This window comes from Streptomyces sp. NPDC008150 (assembly GCF_042956945.1).
Lineage (GTDB): Bacteria > Actinomycetota > Actinomycetes > Streptomycetales > Streptomycetaceae > Streptomyces.
In genome coordinates this window covers 135,633-152,934 of sequence record NZ_JBIBHJ010000018.1, presented here as the reverse complement: position 1 = coordinate 152,934, position 17,302 = coordinate 135,633, and the positions used below count along the sequence as shown (strand labels likewise).

The following is a 17,302-nucleotide window of genomic DNA, read 5'->3' as shown; positions in this document are numbered from 1 at the left end:
CAGCCTTATCTCCCGCCGACAGGGTGTTTGGCATGACCGAATCACCGAACGGACACAAGCCGCGCACCCCGGGGGCCCACCGCTCCCGCCGCTGGTTCATGAACAAGACACTGCTGGCGGGCGGCGTCTCCGCCGTCGCCGTCATGGGCGGCTACGTCGCCACCACGGCCGACGCGGAGGAGCCGGCCGCCGATGCCACCGCCGGCGCGTCGGCGAGCGCGACTCCCTCGGGCCCGCCCGCCGGCGGCGGCTTCGGCCAGACCATCGCCTACGACGACTTCGTGGGCGTCACCACGGACGGCACGGTCGACTCCGGCCTCTACGCGGTCCACTCGACGGGCGTGTCCACCACACCCGTCGTCCGCGCGGCCAGGGCCTTCGTCGACTCGCTCACGACGGCCCAGCGGGCGGCCACCCTCTACGACGTCGACTCCGACCAGTGGCTCGACTGGACGAACGTCGACTCCAACGATCGCGACGGCGTCGCCCTGCGCGACCTGACCGCGAAGCAGTACGCCCTCGGCACGAAGCTGCTGAAGTCCGCGCTCTCGGCCCGCGGCCTCAAGCAGGCCACCAGCATCCGCAGGCTCAACCAGTTCCTGGGCGAGTACTCCGGCGACACCACCAAGGCCCTGAACGAGGACGCCTACTGGTTCACCGTGATGGGCACCCCGTCCGCGAGGGAGCCGTGGGGCTTCCAGTTCGAGGGCCACCACCTCGTCGTCAACTACTTCGTCCTGGGCGACCAGGTCGTGATGACCCCGACCTTCATGGGCTCCGAGCCGACGAAGATCACGTACGGCGGTGTCGACTACCACCTGTTCCGGGAGGAGACGGCGGCCGGTCTCAAGCTGCTGCGCTCCCTGGACGCCACGCAGCTCGCGGCGGCGCTGTCCACGGCGGAGAAGACCGGCACCGACCTCGTCGTGGGCGCCGGCAACGACAACGCCGTCCTCGCGTACGCGGGCGTCAAGGGCTCCGCGCTCGGCCACCGCCAGCAGCAGCTCCTGCTCGACCTGGCCGAGGTGTACGTCGGCTACCAGGACGAGGGCCATGCCCGGGTCCGCATGCGGGAGATCGAGAAGCACCTCGACGACACGTACTTCTACTGGATCGGCGAGCACGAGGACGACTCCGCGTTCTACTACCGCGTGCACAGTCCGGTCGTCCTCATCGAGTACGACGCGGAGTCGCCGCTCGCCTACCACGAGGACGGGACCGGCACGTCCGCCTCGCCCTCGGCCTCCGCGTCCCCCACCGGCACGGCCTCGGCGTCGGCGGGTCCCGGCGGCGGTCTCCCCGGCGGCGGCCCCCAGGGCACCCCGACCCAGCAGCACATCCACACCATCGTCCGCACGCCCAACGGAGGCGACTACGGCGTGGACCTGCTCAAGCTCCACAAGGAGACGGACCACTGAGAACGGCCGGGGCCCACCGTCCCGGGCGTGCTCACAGCGCCTCGCGCTGCACCAGCGCCGACAGCACGAGCACGCCCGGGACCAGGGGCAGCCAGACCGTCAGGACGCGGTAGCCGATCACCGTCGTCGTGGCCAGACCCAGCGGCGCCCCGAGCGCCGTCATGGCGAACACCAGCGCCGCGTCCACCGGCCCGATGCCACCGGGCGCGGGCACGGCCCCGGCGGCGGTGCCCGCGACGAGGAACGCGAGCAGCACCTGCGCCCAGGGCAGCGGCAGCCCCAGCGCGGTGCCGACCGAGGCGATCACGCACCCCTGGAGCACCGGCGCGAGGGCCGCGCCGCCCCACAGGGCGAGGACGCGGCAGGGCCGGGTGTGCACCGCCCGCGCGTCGCACAGGGCGGTGCGCAGGAAGGCGAGCACGGGCCCGCGCAGTGACCGCACGGTCGTCACCAGCAGGAGCGCGGTCGTGAGCGCGAGCAGCAGGCCCCCGGTGACCAGGAACAGCGAGTCGCCGTCCGGGACGAGTTCACCGAACTCCAGCGCGCCGGGCACGGTCAGCACCAGGACGACCAGGACCGGGATCTTCGCCAAGGGTCTGACCAGCGAGTACAGGGCGATCGAGGCGGTGCCCCGGGCGAGCGGCACGCCTTGGCGCCGCAGGAAGCGCAGGGTGACGGCGTGGGCGCCGACACCGGCGGGGAGCACGTGGTTGGCGGCCCCGGCGGCGACCTGCGAGGCCAGCAGCAGCCCCGGCGGCAGCCGGTCGGGCACGGCCCCCTGCCGGACACAGGCGGCGACCACCCAGCCCAGGCAGGTGAACAGCACCCCGAGCAGCAGCCACCGGGGATCGGCGGCGAACAGCCGGGTCGCGCCGTCGCGCACTCCGGGCCAGTCGACGACGGCCCAGACACCGATCAGCGCGACCGGAAGCAGCACCGCGGCCCGCTGGAGGAGCCGGGAGCCCGGGGGAGCGGCGAAGGGGGAGGGGGAGCCGACGGCGGGGCCGACGGGAGAGACCGGAGCGATGGCGACCGGGCCGGGAAGCGGCCCGGACGAGTCGTCGAGCGGCAGCAGGGGCACGAGGGAGAGATGCCCGCCGGGGATGACGCGCAAATGTCCGGAGGCCAACAAGGCGCGGACGGGCGGGAGTTCGGCGAAAACCGCCGACATCCGAAGCGCTGCGTCCGATCGGCCGGCATCGAGACGCGTCACAACCGCCCCAGAGGCGCGGGCGGGTACGAGGACGACACCGCGCACGGACTCACCGCCGGGCAGATCGAAGAACCGAGGACGTGGGCGTCGGAGTGGAGGGATGCTCTGGGAGCACTGATCCACGGCGGTCCGGCACCCACGGGACCGCGTCGGCCTCATCGTTAACCCCATGGCGTACTCAGTCATGATCACCCGTACCGGGGACCGGCCTGGGCCGCGCGGTGGGGAGTTAACTACCGAGGCACCTGCCCGAGTTGGCAGGATGGATCTGGATGGAGTCGCGGTGACGGGACACCGACGACCGGGCGGCGCTCTCGTCCGGTGCGACACACGCGCTGGTGCAAGGAAAACAGGGGAAGACGATGACTGACGACCGCAGGACGACCGTACCTGTGTGGACGCTGGCGACCGCCGACGTCCGGGTGCCGGGACTGACCATGGGCGAGTCGATGACCGCCGAGCGCCTGGCCGAGATGCGCGGGGTGCTGGCGGTCATGGCCGACCAGCCGATCGTCACGCTGGAGGCGCACCCGCTGTCCGACAAGCTCGACCGCGACCTTGGTCTTCCGCTCGACGCCGCCAGCCCCCTGGCGCAGCACCTGTCGCAGTTCATCACACAGACCACCCGCACGTCCCTCACGGCGGCCAGGGCGACGGCGTCCGGCGAGACCCTCTTCCGCATGGTCGTCCCGGCCAAGGTCGCTTCCCAGCTCGGGCAGGGCTGCGTCCGTTCGATGACGGCGAAGGGGGGAGCCGGGGCCATCCTGAGCCCACTCGTGGACCGGTCGGGCAAGATCGTCGCCGGCGCCACGTTCGTGCCGGTGGGCGGGGCGGCCGCTGCGGGTACGGCAGGCGGGGCGGCAGCCACGGCCGGTGCCGCTGCGGCCGGTGGGACGCTGCTCACCGTGGCCGCGCCACTCGTGCTCATGGCCGTCGCGGTGGGGGTGAGCGCGCACGCCGATCAGAAACGGCAGCAGGCCGTCGCGCACATCACGGAGTTGCTCGAGCAGCTACAGGAGGATGCACTCGACAAGGAGCGCAGTGCGCTCAGCGGCTGCCGTGCGGCGGTCGACAAGGCAACGTCTATCCTGCTCGACCAGGGCAGGCTCGGTGTCTCACTGGGGCTCGACTCGGCGGTGCACGCCATCGACACGGCCTTGAGCGACGTCGAGATGCGCCTCGGCCGTTGGCGGAGCGCGCTCGACGCACTGCCCGTGGGGCAGGCCGTCGAACTCGCCACGCTGACCAAGGCGTTCCCGGGTTTCGACGACGAGGGCGGCACGTTCCGCACCCACCTCGAACTCGCTTCTCTAGCCGTCGCGTTGAAGCGCCGGGTCGTCGTCCTCCAGGCCGTGGAGCATGCCCAGAGCGATCCCGGCAACCCGTTCGAGAACTTCACCCGGCAGCTCAGGAGCGATCAACGGTGGCTCGATGAACTGGAGTCGGGCATCGGAAGTGTCCTGATCCGCCTGTCCTCCCTGGAGCTCGCGCGCCCGGGCGGCCGGCGGCCCGTCTTCACGAACAGTGAGGTCGAACGCCTCCTGAACGCGTCGCACCGGCTTCACCAGTTGGGCCGTGGCGTCACACCCGACGGCCGCCCGGCCGACGTGGCGATCGAGATCGCCCGTGACAAGGACGGCTCCGTGACCGTCTTCCCGGCGCTCTCCGTGCAGGTGTGACGCGGCCCGGGCACGGCGGTGAGCGGTACAGGGCGCCGGACGCCCCGAACGTGTTGTGATCGGAGACTGTGTTCTCGACGGGATCACCCAAGTCATATATATCAAGGTCGAGTTGACCGGTACCCACGGCAACGGCGCCCCTTCCCTGCCGCAGGTGCGAGGGCTGCCACCCCGCCTGTACCCGCGTGTTCCCCATGCGTAACGGCGATCCCCCCGCGGGCCGTACGGTCTTGCCGCTGGGCGGAAGGCCGCTGGGGCAGTCGAAAGCGGCGGTGGGTCAACGCGGCACGTCGCCAGCGGACTGGGCGGGACAGGAGGTGAGGACTCGGTAGCGCAGGGGCAGCGGTCGGGTCCTTCTGCGGGGCCACGGTCGCGCCGGTTACCCCTCGTGGGGACAGGCCGTTCTTGAAGTCGCCCCGCGACAGGCTCAGTCCGGTCGACTCGCGAAGGTCTGGTCGGCGTAGCGGGCGGCATCGTCCAGGTTTGCTGGCCTCGCAGGCGGGCCGGGAGATCGCCTGCGGGTGCCGCGCTATTCACAGTGCATGACTCTGAAGACGCCGCCGCGCCCCCACCCGTCGTGCTCGGGTGAGGGGCGCGGCGGCTGTCCGTCAGATGTCCCGGAAGATCTCGATCTGCGCCCCGATCGAGTTCAGCCGTTCCGCCAGGTCCTCGTAACCGCGGTTGATGACGTAGACGTTGCGCAGGACCGACGTGCCCTCCGCCGCCATCATCGCCAGCAGGACGACCACCGCCGGGCGCAGGGCCGGCGGGCACATCATCTCCGCCGCGCGCCAGCGGGTCGGGCCGTCCACCAACACCCGGTGCGGGTCCAGGAGTTGGAGGCGTCCGCCGAGGCGGTTCAGGTCGGTGAGGTAGATCGCGCGGTTGTCGTAGACCCAGTCGTGGATCAGCGTCTGGCCCTGCGCCGAGGCCGCGATGGCCGCGAAGAAGGGGACGTTGTCGATGTTGAGGCCCGGGAACGGCATCGGGTGGATCTTGTCGATGGGCGCCTCCAGCTTGGAGGGCCGGACCGTGAGGTCCACCAGCCGGGTGCGGCCGTTGTCGGCGACGTACTCCGGCGTGCGGTCGTGGTCGAGGCCCATCTCCTCCAGCACGGCCAGCTCGATCTCCAGGAACTCCACCGGCACGCGCCGCACGGTGAGTTCGGACTCGGTGACCACCGCGGCGGCGATCAGGCTCATCGCCTCGACCGGGTCCTCGGAGGGCGAGTAGTCGACGTCGACGTCGATGTCCGGCACGCCGTGCACGGTGAGGGTGGTGGTGCCGATGCCCTCGACGCGGACGCCGAGCGCCTCCAGGAAGAAGCAGAGGTCCTGGACCATGTAGTTGGAGGACGCGTTGCGGATGACCGTGACGCCGTTGTGGCGGGAGGCGGCCAGCAGCGCGTTCTCGGTGACCGTGTCGCCGCGCTCGGTCAGCACGATGGCCCGGTCCGGGGAGACCGAACGGTCCACCTGCGCGTGGTAGAGCCCCTCGGTGGCCGCGATGTCCAGGCCGAAGCGGCGCAGCGCGATCATGTGCGGCTCGACGGTGCGCGTGCCGAGGTCGCAGCCGCCCGCGTACGGCAGCTTGAAGTTGTCCATGCGGTGCAGCAGCGGGCCGAGGAACATGATGATGGACCGCGTGCGGCGGGCGGCCTCGGCGTCGATGGCGGCCATGTCGAGGTCGGCCGGCGGCACGATCTCCAGGTCCTTGCCCTCGTTGATCCAGCGGGCCCGCACGCCGATCGAACTCAGCACCTCCAGGAGGCGGTACACCTCCTCGATGCGGGCGACCCGGCGCAGCACCGTGCGGCCCTTGTTGAGGAGCGAGGCGCACAGCAGGGCCACGCACGCGTTCTTGCTCGTCTTCACGTCGATGGCGCCGGAGAGGCGGCGTCCGCCCACGACCCGCAGGTGCATCGGGCCGGCGTAGCCCAGGGAGACGATCTCGCTGTCGAGCGCCTCGCCGATGCGGGCGATCATCTCAAGGCTGATGTTCTGGTTGCCGCGCTCGATCCGGTTGACGGCGCTCTGACTTGTGCCGAGCGCCTCGGCGAGCTGTGCCTGTGTCCAGCCGCGGTGTTGCCGGGCGTCACGGATGAGCTTGCCGATGCGTACGAGGTAGTCGTCTGCCATGAGGTTGAGGCTATCTCAGATATGAGATTGCGCATGCGCAGGGGGCCGTCCGGGTGACGGACGGCCCCCTGAGTGGCGCCGATGGGATGCCGGTGCGATACCGGCGGCACGAGCCTCGCGGGCGACGGGCCGCGGGTCAGTCCTTCTTGGCGTTGCGGGTGCGCCGCCAGCCGAAGGGGCCGGGCAGGTCCATGGAGGTGGTCCGGCGGCCGGTGGTGCTGTGGGTGTAGTGAGGTCCGTGCTTGGCGCCGGTGCTGATGGACAGCGACTTCTTGTTGATGTTCAGGCGCACGCCGGGGAAGATCTTGAAGCTCTTGCGGAATGTGAGCGGCATGGTGTCTCCCGTCGAGGATCCGCCGGGAGGCTCCCGGCCCCCACCTCGTACCCCCACTTCTCGAACTGATGGCTGGGAAGCGGGGGTTGGGGAAAACAGCCGGCCCGGCTGCCGCGCCCGGGTGCCGCGCGCGGGTGCCTCGCCCGGCTGCCGCGCGGCTCAGCCGTCCAGCGCCGTCGCGTCGGCCACCGCGGGCCCGAGTCCCTCGGGCAGATGGGCGCGCACGAGGGCGACGGCCTCCGCGGCGCTGCCGACGACGCCGAGCATCGCCGGGACCTCGCGCCGGTGGACGCGGTACGTCCCGTCGGGCAGCGGTGTGACCGACGGTGCCCGCACCACGTAGGGGAACTTCACGGTGCTGCTGAAGCTCACCGTGAAGTGGCTGGTGAAGGGGTAGAGCCGCCGCAGCTCCGGGTCGGCGCGGGCCGCCTCCAGCAGGGCGACGATGCCCGGGTAGGGGGTGTCCGGCGCGTTCGCCTCCTGGCGCTTGCGCTCCCACTGCCAGACCAGTACGAGCTGTCGCCAGCGCGCTTCGACGGCCGTCCCGACCGCGTGGTCGGCGGCGGTTCCGTCCCCGCCGCCGTCCGCGAGGCCGCGTGCGGTCGCCGGTTCGGGGAAACCGGAGGAGGGCGGCACCGGCCCGGGGCCGTCCGCGCGGATGGTGCCGTCGGCGTTCACCGCGTCAGTGTGCCTCCGCGCCGCCGTAAGGGGAAGATCCGCGCACATGCGCCCTCGGGCGACATGTCCGGGCGGGGATCCCGGGGCGCGGCGGGCCGTCGCCGGAGGCCGGGCATGACCAGTCGGCGCCCATGTACTAGAGTTATCTCGACATCGAGATATCTGCCGAGGCGCACCGCAGTCGCCACCCCGGTAAGGCTTACCTAACTTAGCCCTACCTTAGCGGATCGGCCAGGACGTGTGGCGGCAGGATGCGGTGGAACGCGCACAAAAATGAAGGAGACTGTCGTGTCGGCGAACAGCTTCGACGCCCGTAGCACGTTGCAGGTGGGCGACGAGTCGTACGAGATCTTCCGCCTGGACAAGGTGGAGGGCTCTGCCCGGCTCCCTTACAGCCTGAAGGTCCTGCTGGAGAACCTGCTCCGCACCGAGGACGGCGCGAACATCACCGCCGACCACATCCGCGCGCTCGGCGGCTGGGACTCCCAGGCGCAGCCCGCGCAGGAGATCCAGTTCACGCCCGCCCGTGTGATCATGCAGGACTTCACCGGCGTGCCCTGCGTCGTCGACCTCGCCACCATGCGCGAGGCCGTCAAGGAGCTCGGCGGCGACGCGGCGCAGATCAACCCGCTGGCCCCCGCCGAGCTGGTCATCGACCACTCGGTGATCGCCGACAAGTTCGGCACCAACGACGCGTTCAAGGTGAACGTGGACCTGGAGTACGGCCGCAACAAGGAGCGCTACCAGTTCCTGCGCTGGGGCCAGACCGCCTTCGACGAGTTCAAGGTCGTCCCCCCGGGCACCGGCATCGTCCACCAGGTCAACATCGAGCACCTGGCCCGCGTCGTCATGGTCCGCGAGGGCAAGGCGTACCCCGACACGCTGGTCGGCACCGACTCCCACACCACCATGGTCAACGGCCTCGGTGTGCTGGGCTGGGGCGTCGGCGGCATCGAGGCCGAGGCCGCGATGCTCGGCCAGCCGGTCTCCATGCTGATCCCGCGCGTCGTCGGCTTCAAGCTCACCGGTGAGCTCCAGGCGGGCACCACCGCCACCGACCTCGTGCTGACCATCACCGAGATGCTGCGCAAGCACGGTGTCGTCGGCAAGTTCGTCGAGTTCTACGGCGAGGGCGTGGCCGCGACGAGCCTCGCCAACCGCGCCACCATCGGCAACATGTCCCCGGAGTTCGGCTCCACCGCCGCGATCTTCCCGATCGACGACGAGACCCTCAACTACCTGAAGCTGACGGGCCGCAGCGAGCAGCAGGTCGCGCTCGTCGAGGCCTACGCCAAGGAGCAGGGCCTCTGGCTGGACCCGCAGGCCGAGCCCGACTTCTCCGAGAAGCTGGAGCTCGACCTCTCCACGGTCGTCCCCTCCATCGCCGGCCCGAAGCGCCCGCAGGACCGCATCGTCCTCGCGAACGCCGCCGAGCAGTTCAAGAGCGACGTGCGCAACTACGTCGCCGACGACGACGAGGCGGGCAAGGAGTCCTTCCCCGCGTCCGACGCCCCGGCCGCCTCCAACGGCGTCCCGACGAACCCGGTCCCCGTGACCGCCCCCGACGGGACCACGTACGAGCTGGACCACGGCGCCGTGACGGTCGCGGCCATCACGTCGTGCACCAACACCTCGAACCCGTACGTCATGGTCGCCGCCGCGCTCGTCGCGAAGAAGGCCGTGGAGAAGGGCCTGACCCGCAAGCCGTGGGTCAAGACCACGCTCGCCCCGGGCTCCAAGGTCGTCACCGACTACTTCGACAAGGCGGGGCTCACCCCCTACCTCGACAAGGTCGGCTTCAACCTGGTCGGTTACGGCTGCACCACCTGCATCGGCAACTCCGGCCCGCTGCCGGACGAGGTCTCCAAGGCCGTCAACGACCACGACCTCGCGGTCACCTCGGTCCTCTCCGGCAACCGGAACTTCGAGGGCCGCATCAACCCCGACGTCAAGATGAACTACCTGGCGTCCCCGCCGCTGGTCGTCGCCTACGCGCTCGCGGGCTCCATGAAGGTGGACATCACCCGCGACGCCCTGGGCACCGACCAGGACGGCAAGCCGGTGCACCTCGCGGACATCTGGCCGACCGAGGCCGAGGTCAACGAGGTCGTCGCCTCCGCCATCGGCGAGGACATGTTCAACAAGTCCTACCAGGACGTCTTCGCGGGCGACGCCCAGTGGCAGGCGCTGCCGATCCCGACCGGCGACACCTTCGAGTGGGACTCCGAGTCCACCTACGTGCGCAAGCCCCCGTACTTCGAGGGCATGACGATGGAGACCACCCCGGTCTCGGACATCGCCGACGCGCGCGTGCTCGCCAAGCTCGGCGACTCGGTCACCACCGACCACATCTCGCCGGCCGGTGCCATCAAGGCCGACACCCCCGCGGGCAAGTACCTCACCGAACACGGTGTGGAGCGCCGTGACTTCAACAGCTACGGCTCGCGCCGCGGCAACCACGAGGTCATGATCCGCGGCACGTTCGCCAACATCCGCCTGCGCAACCAGATCGCGCCGGGCACCGAGGGCGGCTACACCCGCGACTTCACGCAGCCCGACGCGCCCGTGTCGTTCATCTACGACGCCTCGCGCAACTACATCGAGCAGGGCGTGCCGCTGGTCGTCCTGGCGGGCAAGGAGTACGGCTCCGGTTCGTCCCGCGACTGGGCCGCCAAGGGCACCGCGCTCCTCGGCGTCAAGGCCGTCGTCGCCGAGTCGTACGAGCGCATCCACCGCTCGAACCTGATCGGCATGGGCGTCCTGCCGCTCCAGTTCCCCGAGGGCGCCACGGCGCAGTCGCTCGGCCTGACCGGCGAGGAGAGCTTCTCCATCACCGGTGTCACCGAGCTGAACGACGGCACCACGCCGCGCACGGTCAAGGTCACCACCGACTCGGGCGTCGAGTTCGACGCGGTCGTCCGTATCGACACCCCCGGTGAGGCCGACTACTACCGCAACGGCGGCATCATGCAGTACGTGCTGCGCAGCCTGATCCGCAAGTAGGCGGACGGTCCGCGCGGCGGACAGACGCACCGGCCACCACCAAGGGCCGGTACGGCACAACGAAGTGGGCCGCACCCCCGACCGGGGGTGCGGCCCACTTCGTTGTCCGGACCCAACTCCCGCGGCGGGCAGGGGGATTGCCGCGGCCGCCCGCGCCACGGCTCAGGCGGCGGTCAGGGGCCGGGAGGGGGCGGTACCGGGGGTCGTACAGGAGTTCCCCGGCCCGCGAGGGGTTCGGGGGCTCACAGACGGCTCATATTTCCGCGAGGTCTCAACTCGGAAAAGACCAACGGCCAACCTTGTGTTCGATCTTGCTCCGCCGACCGGAAGTGGACTATACCTGTCGGCGTCCGGGTAGCCCTTCGACCGGTCGCCGGCGGGCCCGCGAGGGTCCGGACCGGGGTGCTCCGGTGCCCCGAAAGCGCAGGCCACAACTGCGCACGCCCGGCCCGGACTTCACGCACGGCGCACGTCCAGCACGATCCGCACACCCCGTACGGACCGCACGTCCCCGTACGGCAGCACTTCCTGCACGACCCAGTACGACCAGAACGCGGTGCCGGGAGGATCCGGTTCACCGCCTGAGTCCTGGAGAAGGCGAGGACTTGAGCATGGGATCCACAACTGCCGGTAACCACGGTTCCGAAGGCGTCGGCCGCCGCGACCTGATCAAGCGGTCCGCTGCGCTCGGCCTGATCACCGTACCGACGATGAGTTTTCTGTCCGCGTGCGCCAGCAGCGGCGACGGGGACAACGACGACAAGGCGAAGACCGGGACGAAGTCCGCGAAGAACCCGCTGGCCGTCAACGCCACGGCGCAGATGGAGTTCGTCCTCTTCGACGGCGGCTTCGGCAAGGAGTACGCCGAGGACGCGACGAAGATCTACCAGAAGGACTTCCCCAAGGCGAAGGTCAAGTTCTCCGCCACGCAGAAGATCCAGTCCACCCTCCAGCCCCGCTTCAACCAGGGCACCCCGCCGGACCTCATCGACAACTCCGGCGCCGAGCAGATGGACATGGGCGTTCTCGTCGGCAAGAAGCAACTGACCGACCTCACGCCGCTGTTGGACGCCGCGTCCTACGACGACCCGTCGAAGAAGGTCCGCGACACGCTGCGGCCCGGCATCGTGGAGATGGGCCAGTTCGACGGCGACCCGGTGTGGATCATGTACTACGCGTACACGGTCTACGGCGTCTGGTACTCGCAGAAGGCGCTCGACTCGCTCGACGCGACGTACCCGGAGACCTGGGACGAGATGCTCGCGGTCTGCGCCAAGGCCAAGAAGAAGGGCATGGCGGGCTGGACCTACGCGGGCAAGTACCCGTACTACATCCCCTTCTCGCTCTACCCGATGATCGGCAAGGTCGGCGGGCGCGAGGTGCTCGACGCGATCGACAACCTGGAGCCGAACGCCTGGAAGGCGCCCGCCGTCAAGGCGTGCTTCGAGGCGTACTACGAGCTCTACAAGAAGGGCTACATCCTCAAGGGCACCCCCGGCCTCGACCACATCCAGTCGCAGACCGCGTGGGCCCAGGGCAAGGCGCTGTTCATCCCGAACGGCTCCTGGGTGGAGAACGAGTCCGCGAACGTCATCCCGAAGGACTTCGACCTCGCCGTCTCCGCGCCCACCGGCATCGACAGCTCCGACAAGATGCCCTTCGGCACCATCTGGGCCTCCGGCGGCGAGCCCTTCATCGTCCCCGCCAAGGCCAAGAACGCGGCCGGCGGCATGGAGCAGCTGCGCATCATGCTCAGCGAGGCGTCGTCGAAGAACTTCACGGCCAAGGTGAAGTCGCTGACCGCCTTCAACGGCGGCACCACCGGCATCAGCCTCACCCCGGGCCTCAAGTCCGGTGTCGCGGCGCTGGAGAAGGCCGGCGACAACGTCCTCAACCCCCGCCTCCAGGACTGGTACGTGCAGCTCCAGAAGGAGAAGATCGGCGTCTCCGGTCTGGGCGAGATGATGGCCGGCCGCCTCACTCCGGCCGAGGCGATCAACAAGATCCAGGGCTACGCCGACGAGGCCGCCAAGGACTCGTCGATCAAGCACTACAAGCACCAGTGAGCCAGTGAGGATCCGCCGCCGGGGCCCGTCGGCGGGCGCGCCCCGGCGGCGGCACCTGCCCACAGATCGGGGTCGGTAGCACATGCAGCACGGCAAGTACCGCTTCATCGTGGGGTTCCTGGTGGTTCCCCTGGGGCTCTACGCCCTGTTCGTCGTCTGGCCGTTCGTCCAGTCCATCTACTACTCGTTCACGGACTGGACCGGTCTGAGCCCCGAGTTCAAGATGGTCGGCTTCGACAACTACACGAGGATGCTGCACGACGACATCTTCTGGAAGTCGCTGGAGCACAGTCTGCTGTTCGCCCTGGTGCTGCCGGTAGTGACCATCTCCCTCGCGCTGTTCTTCTCGTTCATGCTCAACGTGGGCGGCCGGCACGGCGGGGGCGGGCCGGCGGTCGGCGGTGTCCGCGGCTCCGCGTTCTACAAGATCGTGTACTTCTTCCCGCAGGTGCTGTCCATCGCGATCGTCGCGTTGCTGTTCGCTTTCGCGTACAACCCGGACAGTGGCGCCATCAACTCCCTGCTGCGCGGGGTGGGGCTCGACAGTGTCCAGCCGCTCTGGCTCGGCGATCCGAGCCTCGCGTTGTGGTGCGTGATGGCGGTGCTGGTGTGGTCCTCGGTCGGCTTCTTCGTGGTGCTCTTCTCCGCCGGAATGGCTTCCATCCCCGCGGACCTCTACGAGGCGGCGCTGCTCGACGGCGCCGGACGGGCGGCCACGTTCTTCCGCATCACCCTGCCGCTGCTGTGGGACACCGTGCAGTCCGGCTGGGTCTACATGGGCATCCTCGCCCTGGGCGCCGAGTCGTTCGCGGTCGTACAGATCATGACGACCGGACCGGGCGGTCCCGACTACTCGACCACCGTCATGGTCCTGTACGTGTACCAGAAGGCGTTCCGCGACGGACAGGCCGCCTACGCAACCACCATCGGCGTCGCCCTGCTCGTCGTGACCCTCGCCTTCGCCGCCGTGGTGCTGCGGCTGGGCCGGCGCGAGCGGCTGGAGTACTGATCACATGAAGACCACTGAGACACCCGCGGGTTCCGGCTCCGGCCCCGGCGGCCCGATCGACAGGACGGACCCGCAGGCGCCGACGGCGCCCGGCGGCGGAGCGCGCAGGAAGAGCAAGGGGGGAGTGCTCAACGTCTTCTCCCACGGCATGCTCGTCCTGTGGGCGTTCATGGTCGTGCTGCCCCTGCTGTGGGCGGTGATGACGTCCTTCAAGTCGGACGGCGCGATCTTCAACTCGCCCTGGGCGCTGCCCGACAAGCTGCACTTCGACAACTGGGCGCGGGCCTGGACCGACGCCAACATGAGCGACTACTTCCTCAACACCATTCTGGTGGTGGGCGGTTCGCTCATCGGCACGCTGATCCTCGGCTCCATGGCGGCGTACGTGCTGGCCCGGTTCGACTTCCCGGGCAACCGGTTCATCTACTACCTGTTCGTCGGCGGCATGAGCTTCCCGATCATGCTCGCCCTGGTCCCGCTGTTCTACGTGGTCAACAACATGGGGCTGCTGAACACCATCCACGGCCTGATCCTCGTGTACATCGCGTACTCGCTGCCGTTCACGGTGTTCTTCCTGACCTCGTTCTTCCGGACACTGCCGACCTCCGTCGCCGAGGCGGCCTTCGTCGACGGGGCCTCGCACAGCCGGACGTTCTTCCAGATCATGCTGCCGATGGCCAAGCCCGGTCTGATCAGCGTCGGCATCTTCAACTTCCTGGGCCAGTGGAACCAGTACATGCTGCCGACGGTGCTGAACACCGACCCGGACAAGCACGTCCTCACCCAGGGGCTGGTCGAACTCGCGGCCAGCCAGGGCTACAAGGGCGACTGGTCCGGGCTGTTCGCCGGTCTGGTGATGGCGATGCTCCCCGTGCTCGCGGCGTACATCGTCTTCCAGCGCCAGGTGGTGCAGGGACTGACGGCCGGTGCGCTGAAGTAACGCGCCGGGCGGTCCCGGCCCCCGTCGGCCGGACGCCTCCGCCCTGGTCCCGGCGCACTCGCGCCCCTCGCGCGCCCGTCCTACGCGCCCCCGCGCTCGCGCGGGGGCGCGTTCCCGCGCGTAGCCCACGCCGTGTGCCCACGTAAGGACCCGATGTGGTTCAACCTCTTGACGGGAGGCAACCCGAACGGCTCAGCTTAGAGTTCACTAGTTGGACATAGACGGGGTCTCATCGAGGCGACCCCGTGCGCAGGAGGTCGTCGTGGAGACTCCAGGGTCGCAGTCGTCGCTGCACCGAGCCAACCTGGAGCGGGTGGTACGCGCGGTCCGGCTGGCCGGATCCCTCACCCAGGCGGAGATCGCGAGGGCGACGGGCCTGTCGGCGGCGACGGTGTCCAACATCGTGCGGGAGCTGAAGGACGGCGGGACCGTCGAGGTCACGCCCACGTCGTCGGGGGGCCGCAGGGCCCGCAGCGTCTCCCTGAGCGGGGACGCCGGCATCGTCGTCGGCGTGGACTTCGGGCACACGCACCTGCGCGTCGCCGTCGGCAACCTCGCCCACCAGGTGCTGGCCGAGGAGGCCGAGCCGCTGGACGTGGACGCCTCCGCCGCGCAGGGCCTGGACCGGGCCGAGGAGCTGGTCAACAGGCTGATCGAGTCGACCGGCGTGCACCGTACGAAGGTGGCCGGCGTGGGGCTCGGCGTGCCCGGTCCCATCGACGTCGAGTCGGGCACCCTGGGGTCCACCGCGATCCTGCCGGGCTGGACGGGCACCAAACCCGCCGAGGAGCTGCGCGGGCGCCTGGGCGTGCCCGTGCACGTGGACAACGACGCCAACCTGGGCGCCATGGGCGAGCTGGTGTGGGGCAGTGGCCGCGGGGTCAGGGACCTCGCGTACATCAAGGTCTCCAGCGGTGTCGGCGCCGGTCTGGTGATCGACGGGCGCATCTACCGCGGGCCGGGTGGCACAGCGGGTGAAATCGGTCATATCACCCTCGACGAGTCCGGCCCCGTCTGCCGCTGCGGCAACCGCGGTTGCCTGGAGACGTTCGCCGCCGCGCGGTACGTCCTGCCGCTGCTCAGATCGACCCACGGGACCGGTCTGACCATGGAGAAGGTGGTCCGCCTCGCCCGTGACGGAGACCCCGGCTGCCGGCGTGTGATCGCCGACGTGGGGCGTCATGTGGGCAGTGGCGTCGCTCACCTGTGCAACTTGCTGAACCCGAGCCGGGTCGTCCTCGGGGGCGATCTCGCGGAGGCCGGGGAGCTCGTCCTCGGCCCCATCAGGGAGTCCGTGGGGCGCTATGCGATCCCCAGCGCCGCGCGTCAACTGTCCGTACTTCCAGGGGCACTTGGCGGTCGTGCGGAGGTGCTGGGCGCCCTCGCGCTGGCGCTGAGCGAGATGGGCGATTCGACCCTGTTGGACGGTGCTCTGTCCACCGAAGCACCTGTCTTCACTTAGAGAACGGATGGCATCGTTGCCATCTCGTTAAGGATTTACTTCTTGACGCCGCACTCGGGGCCGAGTTGACTTCCAGCCACCTCGGCCGCAACGTCGCGGCCTCGTCAGGGAGGTTTCTGAAGTGAACACGCGTATGCGTCGTACCGCCTTTGCCGTCGCCGCCGGTGCGATGGCTGTCTCGCTGGCCGCCTGTGGCAGTGCCAAGGAGTCCAAGGACGACGACAGCAAGTCTTCCTCGTCGGCCGCCAGCAAGGGCGACGCCATCAAGGTCGGCCTGCTCCTGCCGGAGAACCAGACCGCTCGTTACGAGAAGTTCGACAAGCCCCTGATCGAGAAGAAGGTCAAGGAGCTCACGAACAACAAGGGTGAGGTCGTCTACGCCAACGCCAAGCAGGACGCCAGCACGCAGAGCCAGCAGGTCGACACCATGATCACCAACAAGGTGGACGTGCTGATCATCGACGCTGTCGACTCCGCCGCGATCAAGAGCTCGGTCCAGAAGGCCAAGGACGCCGGCATACCCGTCGTCGCGTACGACCGCCTGGCCGAGGGCCCGATCGACGCCTACACCTCGTTCGACAACAAGTCGGTCGGTGTGGCCCAGGGCGAGGCGCTGCTGAAGGCGCTCGGCTCGAAGGCCAAGAGCGGCAAGATCGTCATGATGAACGGCTCCGTCACCGACCCGAACGCCAAGCAGTTCAAGGAGGGCGCGCACTCCGTCCTCGACGGCAAGGTGAACATCGGCAAGGAGTACGACACCAAGGACTGGAAGCCGGAGAACGCCAACGCCAACATGGAGGGCGCGATCTCGGCCCTCGGCAAGAAGAACATCGTCGGCGTCTACTCCGCCAACGACGGCATGGCCGGCGGTATCATCACCGCCCTCGACGCCGCGGGCATCTCCGTCCCGGTCACCGGCCAGGACGCCGAGCTCGCCGGTGTGCAGCGCATCGTCGCCGGTACGCAGTACATGAGCGTCTACAAGCCCTACGCGCCGGAGGCCGACGCCGCCGCCGAGATGGCCGTGGACCTCGCCCAGGGCAAGGCCCTGACCTCGGTCGCCAAGGACTCGGTCGACAGCCCGACCACGAAGGCCGTTCCGTCGGTCCTCGTCCCGGTCACCTCGCTGACCAAGGACAACGTGAAGGACACCGTCATCAAGGACGGCGTCTACACGGCCGCCGAGATCTGCACCGCCAAGTACAAGGCGGCCTGCGACAAGATCGGCCTCAACTAACCAGGTCAAGTCCCTTCTCTTCCACGGCAGTTCGTCCTTGAATTGCCGTGGCGGGACAGCCTGCTTCACAGCTCCTCCGGTGCCCCGCGTACACCAGCCCCGCAAAGCTAGGCGCGGGGCGCCGG

The 17,302-nt window shown here is 69.4% G+C and carries 12 protein-coding genes; 8 read left to right on the top strand and 4 right to left on the bottom strand.

The annotated features are described in order from the left end of the window. Positions 1–32 precede the first annotated feature (32 nt). Positions 33–1,418 (top strand): DUF3500 domain-containing protein, encoded by a 1,386-nt coding sequence (locus ACFZA0_RS33335; RefSeq protein ID WP_391023926.1) that lies wholly within the window; start codon positions 33–35, stop codon positions 1,416–1,418. A gap of 31 nt (positions 1,419–1,449) precedes the next feature. Here ACFZA0_RS33335 and ACFZA0_RS33330 read toward each other — a convergent pair whose 3' ends face one another. Then, positions 1,450–2,499: a lysylphosphatidylglycerol synthase domain-containing protein gene (locus ACFZA0_RS33330; protein WP_391023979.1), complete on the bottom strand. Its 1,050-nt coding sequence runs from the start codon at positions 2,497–2,499 to the stop codon at positions 1,450–1,452. A 494-nt stretch (positions 2,500–2,993) separates the two neighbouring features. Between ACFZA0_RS33330 and ACFZA0_RS33325 the strand changes: the two genes are divergently transcribed. Beyond that, complete coding sequence (locus ACFZA0_RS33325; RefSeq protein ID WP_391023924.1) at positions 2,994–4,310, top strand: hypothetical protein; 1,317 nt, start codon at positions 2,994–2,996, stop codon at positions 4,308–4,310. A gap of 608 nt (positions 4,311–4,918) precedes the next feature. Here ACFZA0_RS33325 and ACFZA0_RS33320 read toward each other — a convergent pair. From ACFZA0_RS33320 to ACFZA0_RS33310, 3 genes are all read right to left on the bottom strand, one after another. Next, positions 4,919–6,448: a UDP-N-acetylglucosamine 1-carboxyvinyltransferase gene (locus tag ACFZA0_RS33320; protein WP_391023922.1), complete on the bottom strand. Its 1,530-nt coding sequence runs from the start codon at positions 6,446–6,448 to the stop codon at positions 4,919–4,921. Between the two features lie 136 nt (positions 6,449–6,584). Beyond that, positions 6,585–6,782, bottom strand: coding sequence for a DUF4236 domain-containing protein (locus tag ACFZA0_RS33315; RefSeq protein WP_391023920.1), 198 nt, complete (start codon positions 6,780–6,782; stop codon positions 6,585–6,587). 159 nt (positions 6,783–6,941) lie between these two features. Next, a complete protein-coding gene (locus tag ACFZA0_RS33310) occupies positions 6,942–7,460 on the bottom strand; it encodes a DUF6193 family natural product biosynthesis protein (RefSeq protein ID WP_391023918.1) in 519 nt (172 codons plus the stop codon). Between the two features lie 288 nt (positions 7,461–7,748). Between ACFZA0_RS33310 and acnA the strand changes: the two genes are divergently transcribed. The 6 genes from acnA (at position 7,749) to ACFZA0_RS33280 (ending at position 17,177) form a co-directional block, all read left to right on the top strand. Further along, positions 7,749–10,463, top strand: a complete 2,715-nt coding sequence (gene acnA, locus ACFZA0_RS33305) for an aconitate hydratase AcnA (RefSeq protein ID WP_391023916.1) — start codon at positions 7,749–7,751, stop codon at positions 10,461–10,463. A 611-nt stretch (positions 10,464–11,074) separates the two neighbouring features. Further along, positions 11,075–12,529 carry an N-acetylglucosamine/diacetylchitobiose ABC transporter substrate-binding protein gene (ngcE, locus tag ACFZA0_RS33300; RefSeq protein ID WP_391023914.1) on the top strand — a complete coding sequence of 485 codons (1,455 nt, stop codon included), beginning with the start codon at positions 11,075–11,077 and terminating at the stop codon, positions 12,527–12,529. A gap of 82 nt (positions 12,530–12,611) precedes the next feature. After that, a complete protein-coding gene (locus ACFZA0_RS33295; RefSeq protein ID WP_391023912.1) occupies positions 12,612–13,538 on the top strand; it encodes an ABC transporter permease subunit in 927 nt (308 codons plus the stop codon). 4 nt (positions 13,539–13,542) lie between these two features. After that, positions 13,543–14,478: an ABC transporter permease subunit gene (locus ACFZA0_RS33290; RefSeq protein WP_391023910.1), complete on the top strand. Its 936-nt coding sequence runs from the start codon at positions 13,543–13,545 to the stop codon at positions 14,476–14,478. Between the two features lie 262 nt (positions 14,479–14,740). Next, positions 14,741–15,940, top strand: coding sequence for an ROK family protein (locus ACFZA0_RS33285; protein ID WP_391023908.1), 1,200 nt, complete (start codon positions 14,741–14,743; stop codon positions 15,938–15,940). A gap of 133 nt (positions 15,941–16,073) precedes the next feature. After that, complete coding sequence (locus ACFZA0_RS33280) at positions 16,074–17,177, top strand: substrate-binding domain-containing protein (RefSeq protein WP_391023977.1); 1,104 nt, start codon at positions 16,074–16,076, stop codon at positions 17,175–17,177. Positions 17,178–17,302 lie beyond the last annotated feature (125 nt).

What these genes read in the sequence shown, in the direction of transcription:
- ACFZA0_RS33295 (WP_391023912.1), top strand. Translation starts at nt 12,612, where the DNA reads ATGCAGCACGGCAAGTACCGCTTCATCGTGGGGTTCCTGGTGGTTCCC.
- ACFZA0_RS33280 (WP_391023977.1), top strand. Translation starts at nt 16,074, where the DNA reads ATGCGTCGTACCGCCTTTGCCGTCGCCGCCGGTGCGATGGCTGTCTCG.
- ACFZA0_RS33320 (WP_391023922.1), bottom strand. Translation starts at nt 6,448, where the DNA reads ATGGCAGACGACTACCTCGTACGCATCGGCAAGCTCATCCGTGACGCC.
- ngcE (WP_391023914.1), top strand. Translation starts at nt 11,075, where the DNA reads ATGGGATCCACAACTGCCGGTAACCACGGTTCCGAAGGCGTCGGCCGC.
- ACFZA0_RS33290 (WP_391023910.1), top strand. Translation starts at nt 13,543, where the DNA reads ATGAAGACCACTGAGACACCCGCGGGTTCCGGCTCCGGCCCCGGCGGC.
- ACFZA0_RS33335 (WP_391023926.1), top strand. Translation starts at nt 33, where the DNA reads ATGACCGAATCACCGAACGGACACAAGCCGCGCACCCCGGGGGCCCAC.
- ACFZA0_RS33315 (WP_391023920.1), bottom strand. Translation starts at nt 6,782, where the DNA reads ATGCCGCTCACATTCCGCAAGAGCTTCAAGATCTTCCCCGGCGTGCGC.
- ACFZA0_RS33325 (WP_391023924.1), top strand. Translation starts at nt 2,994, where the DNA reads ATGACTGACGACCGCAGGACGACCGTACCTGTGTGGACGCTGGCGACC.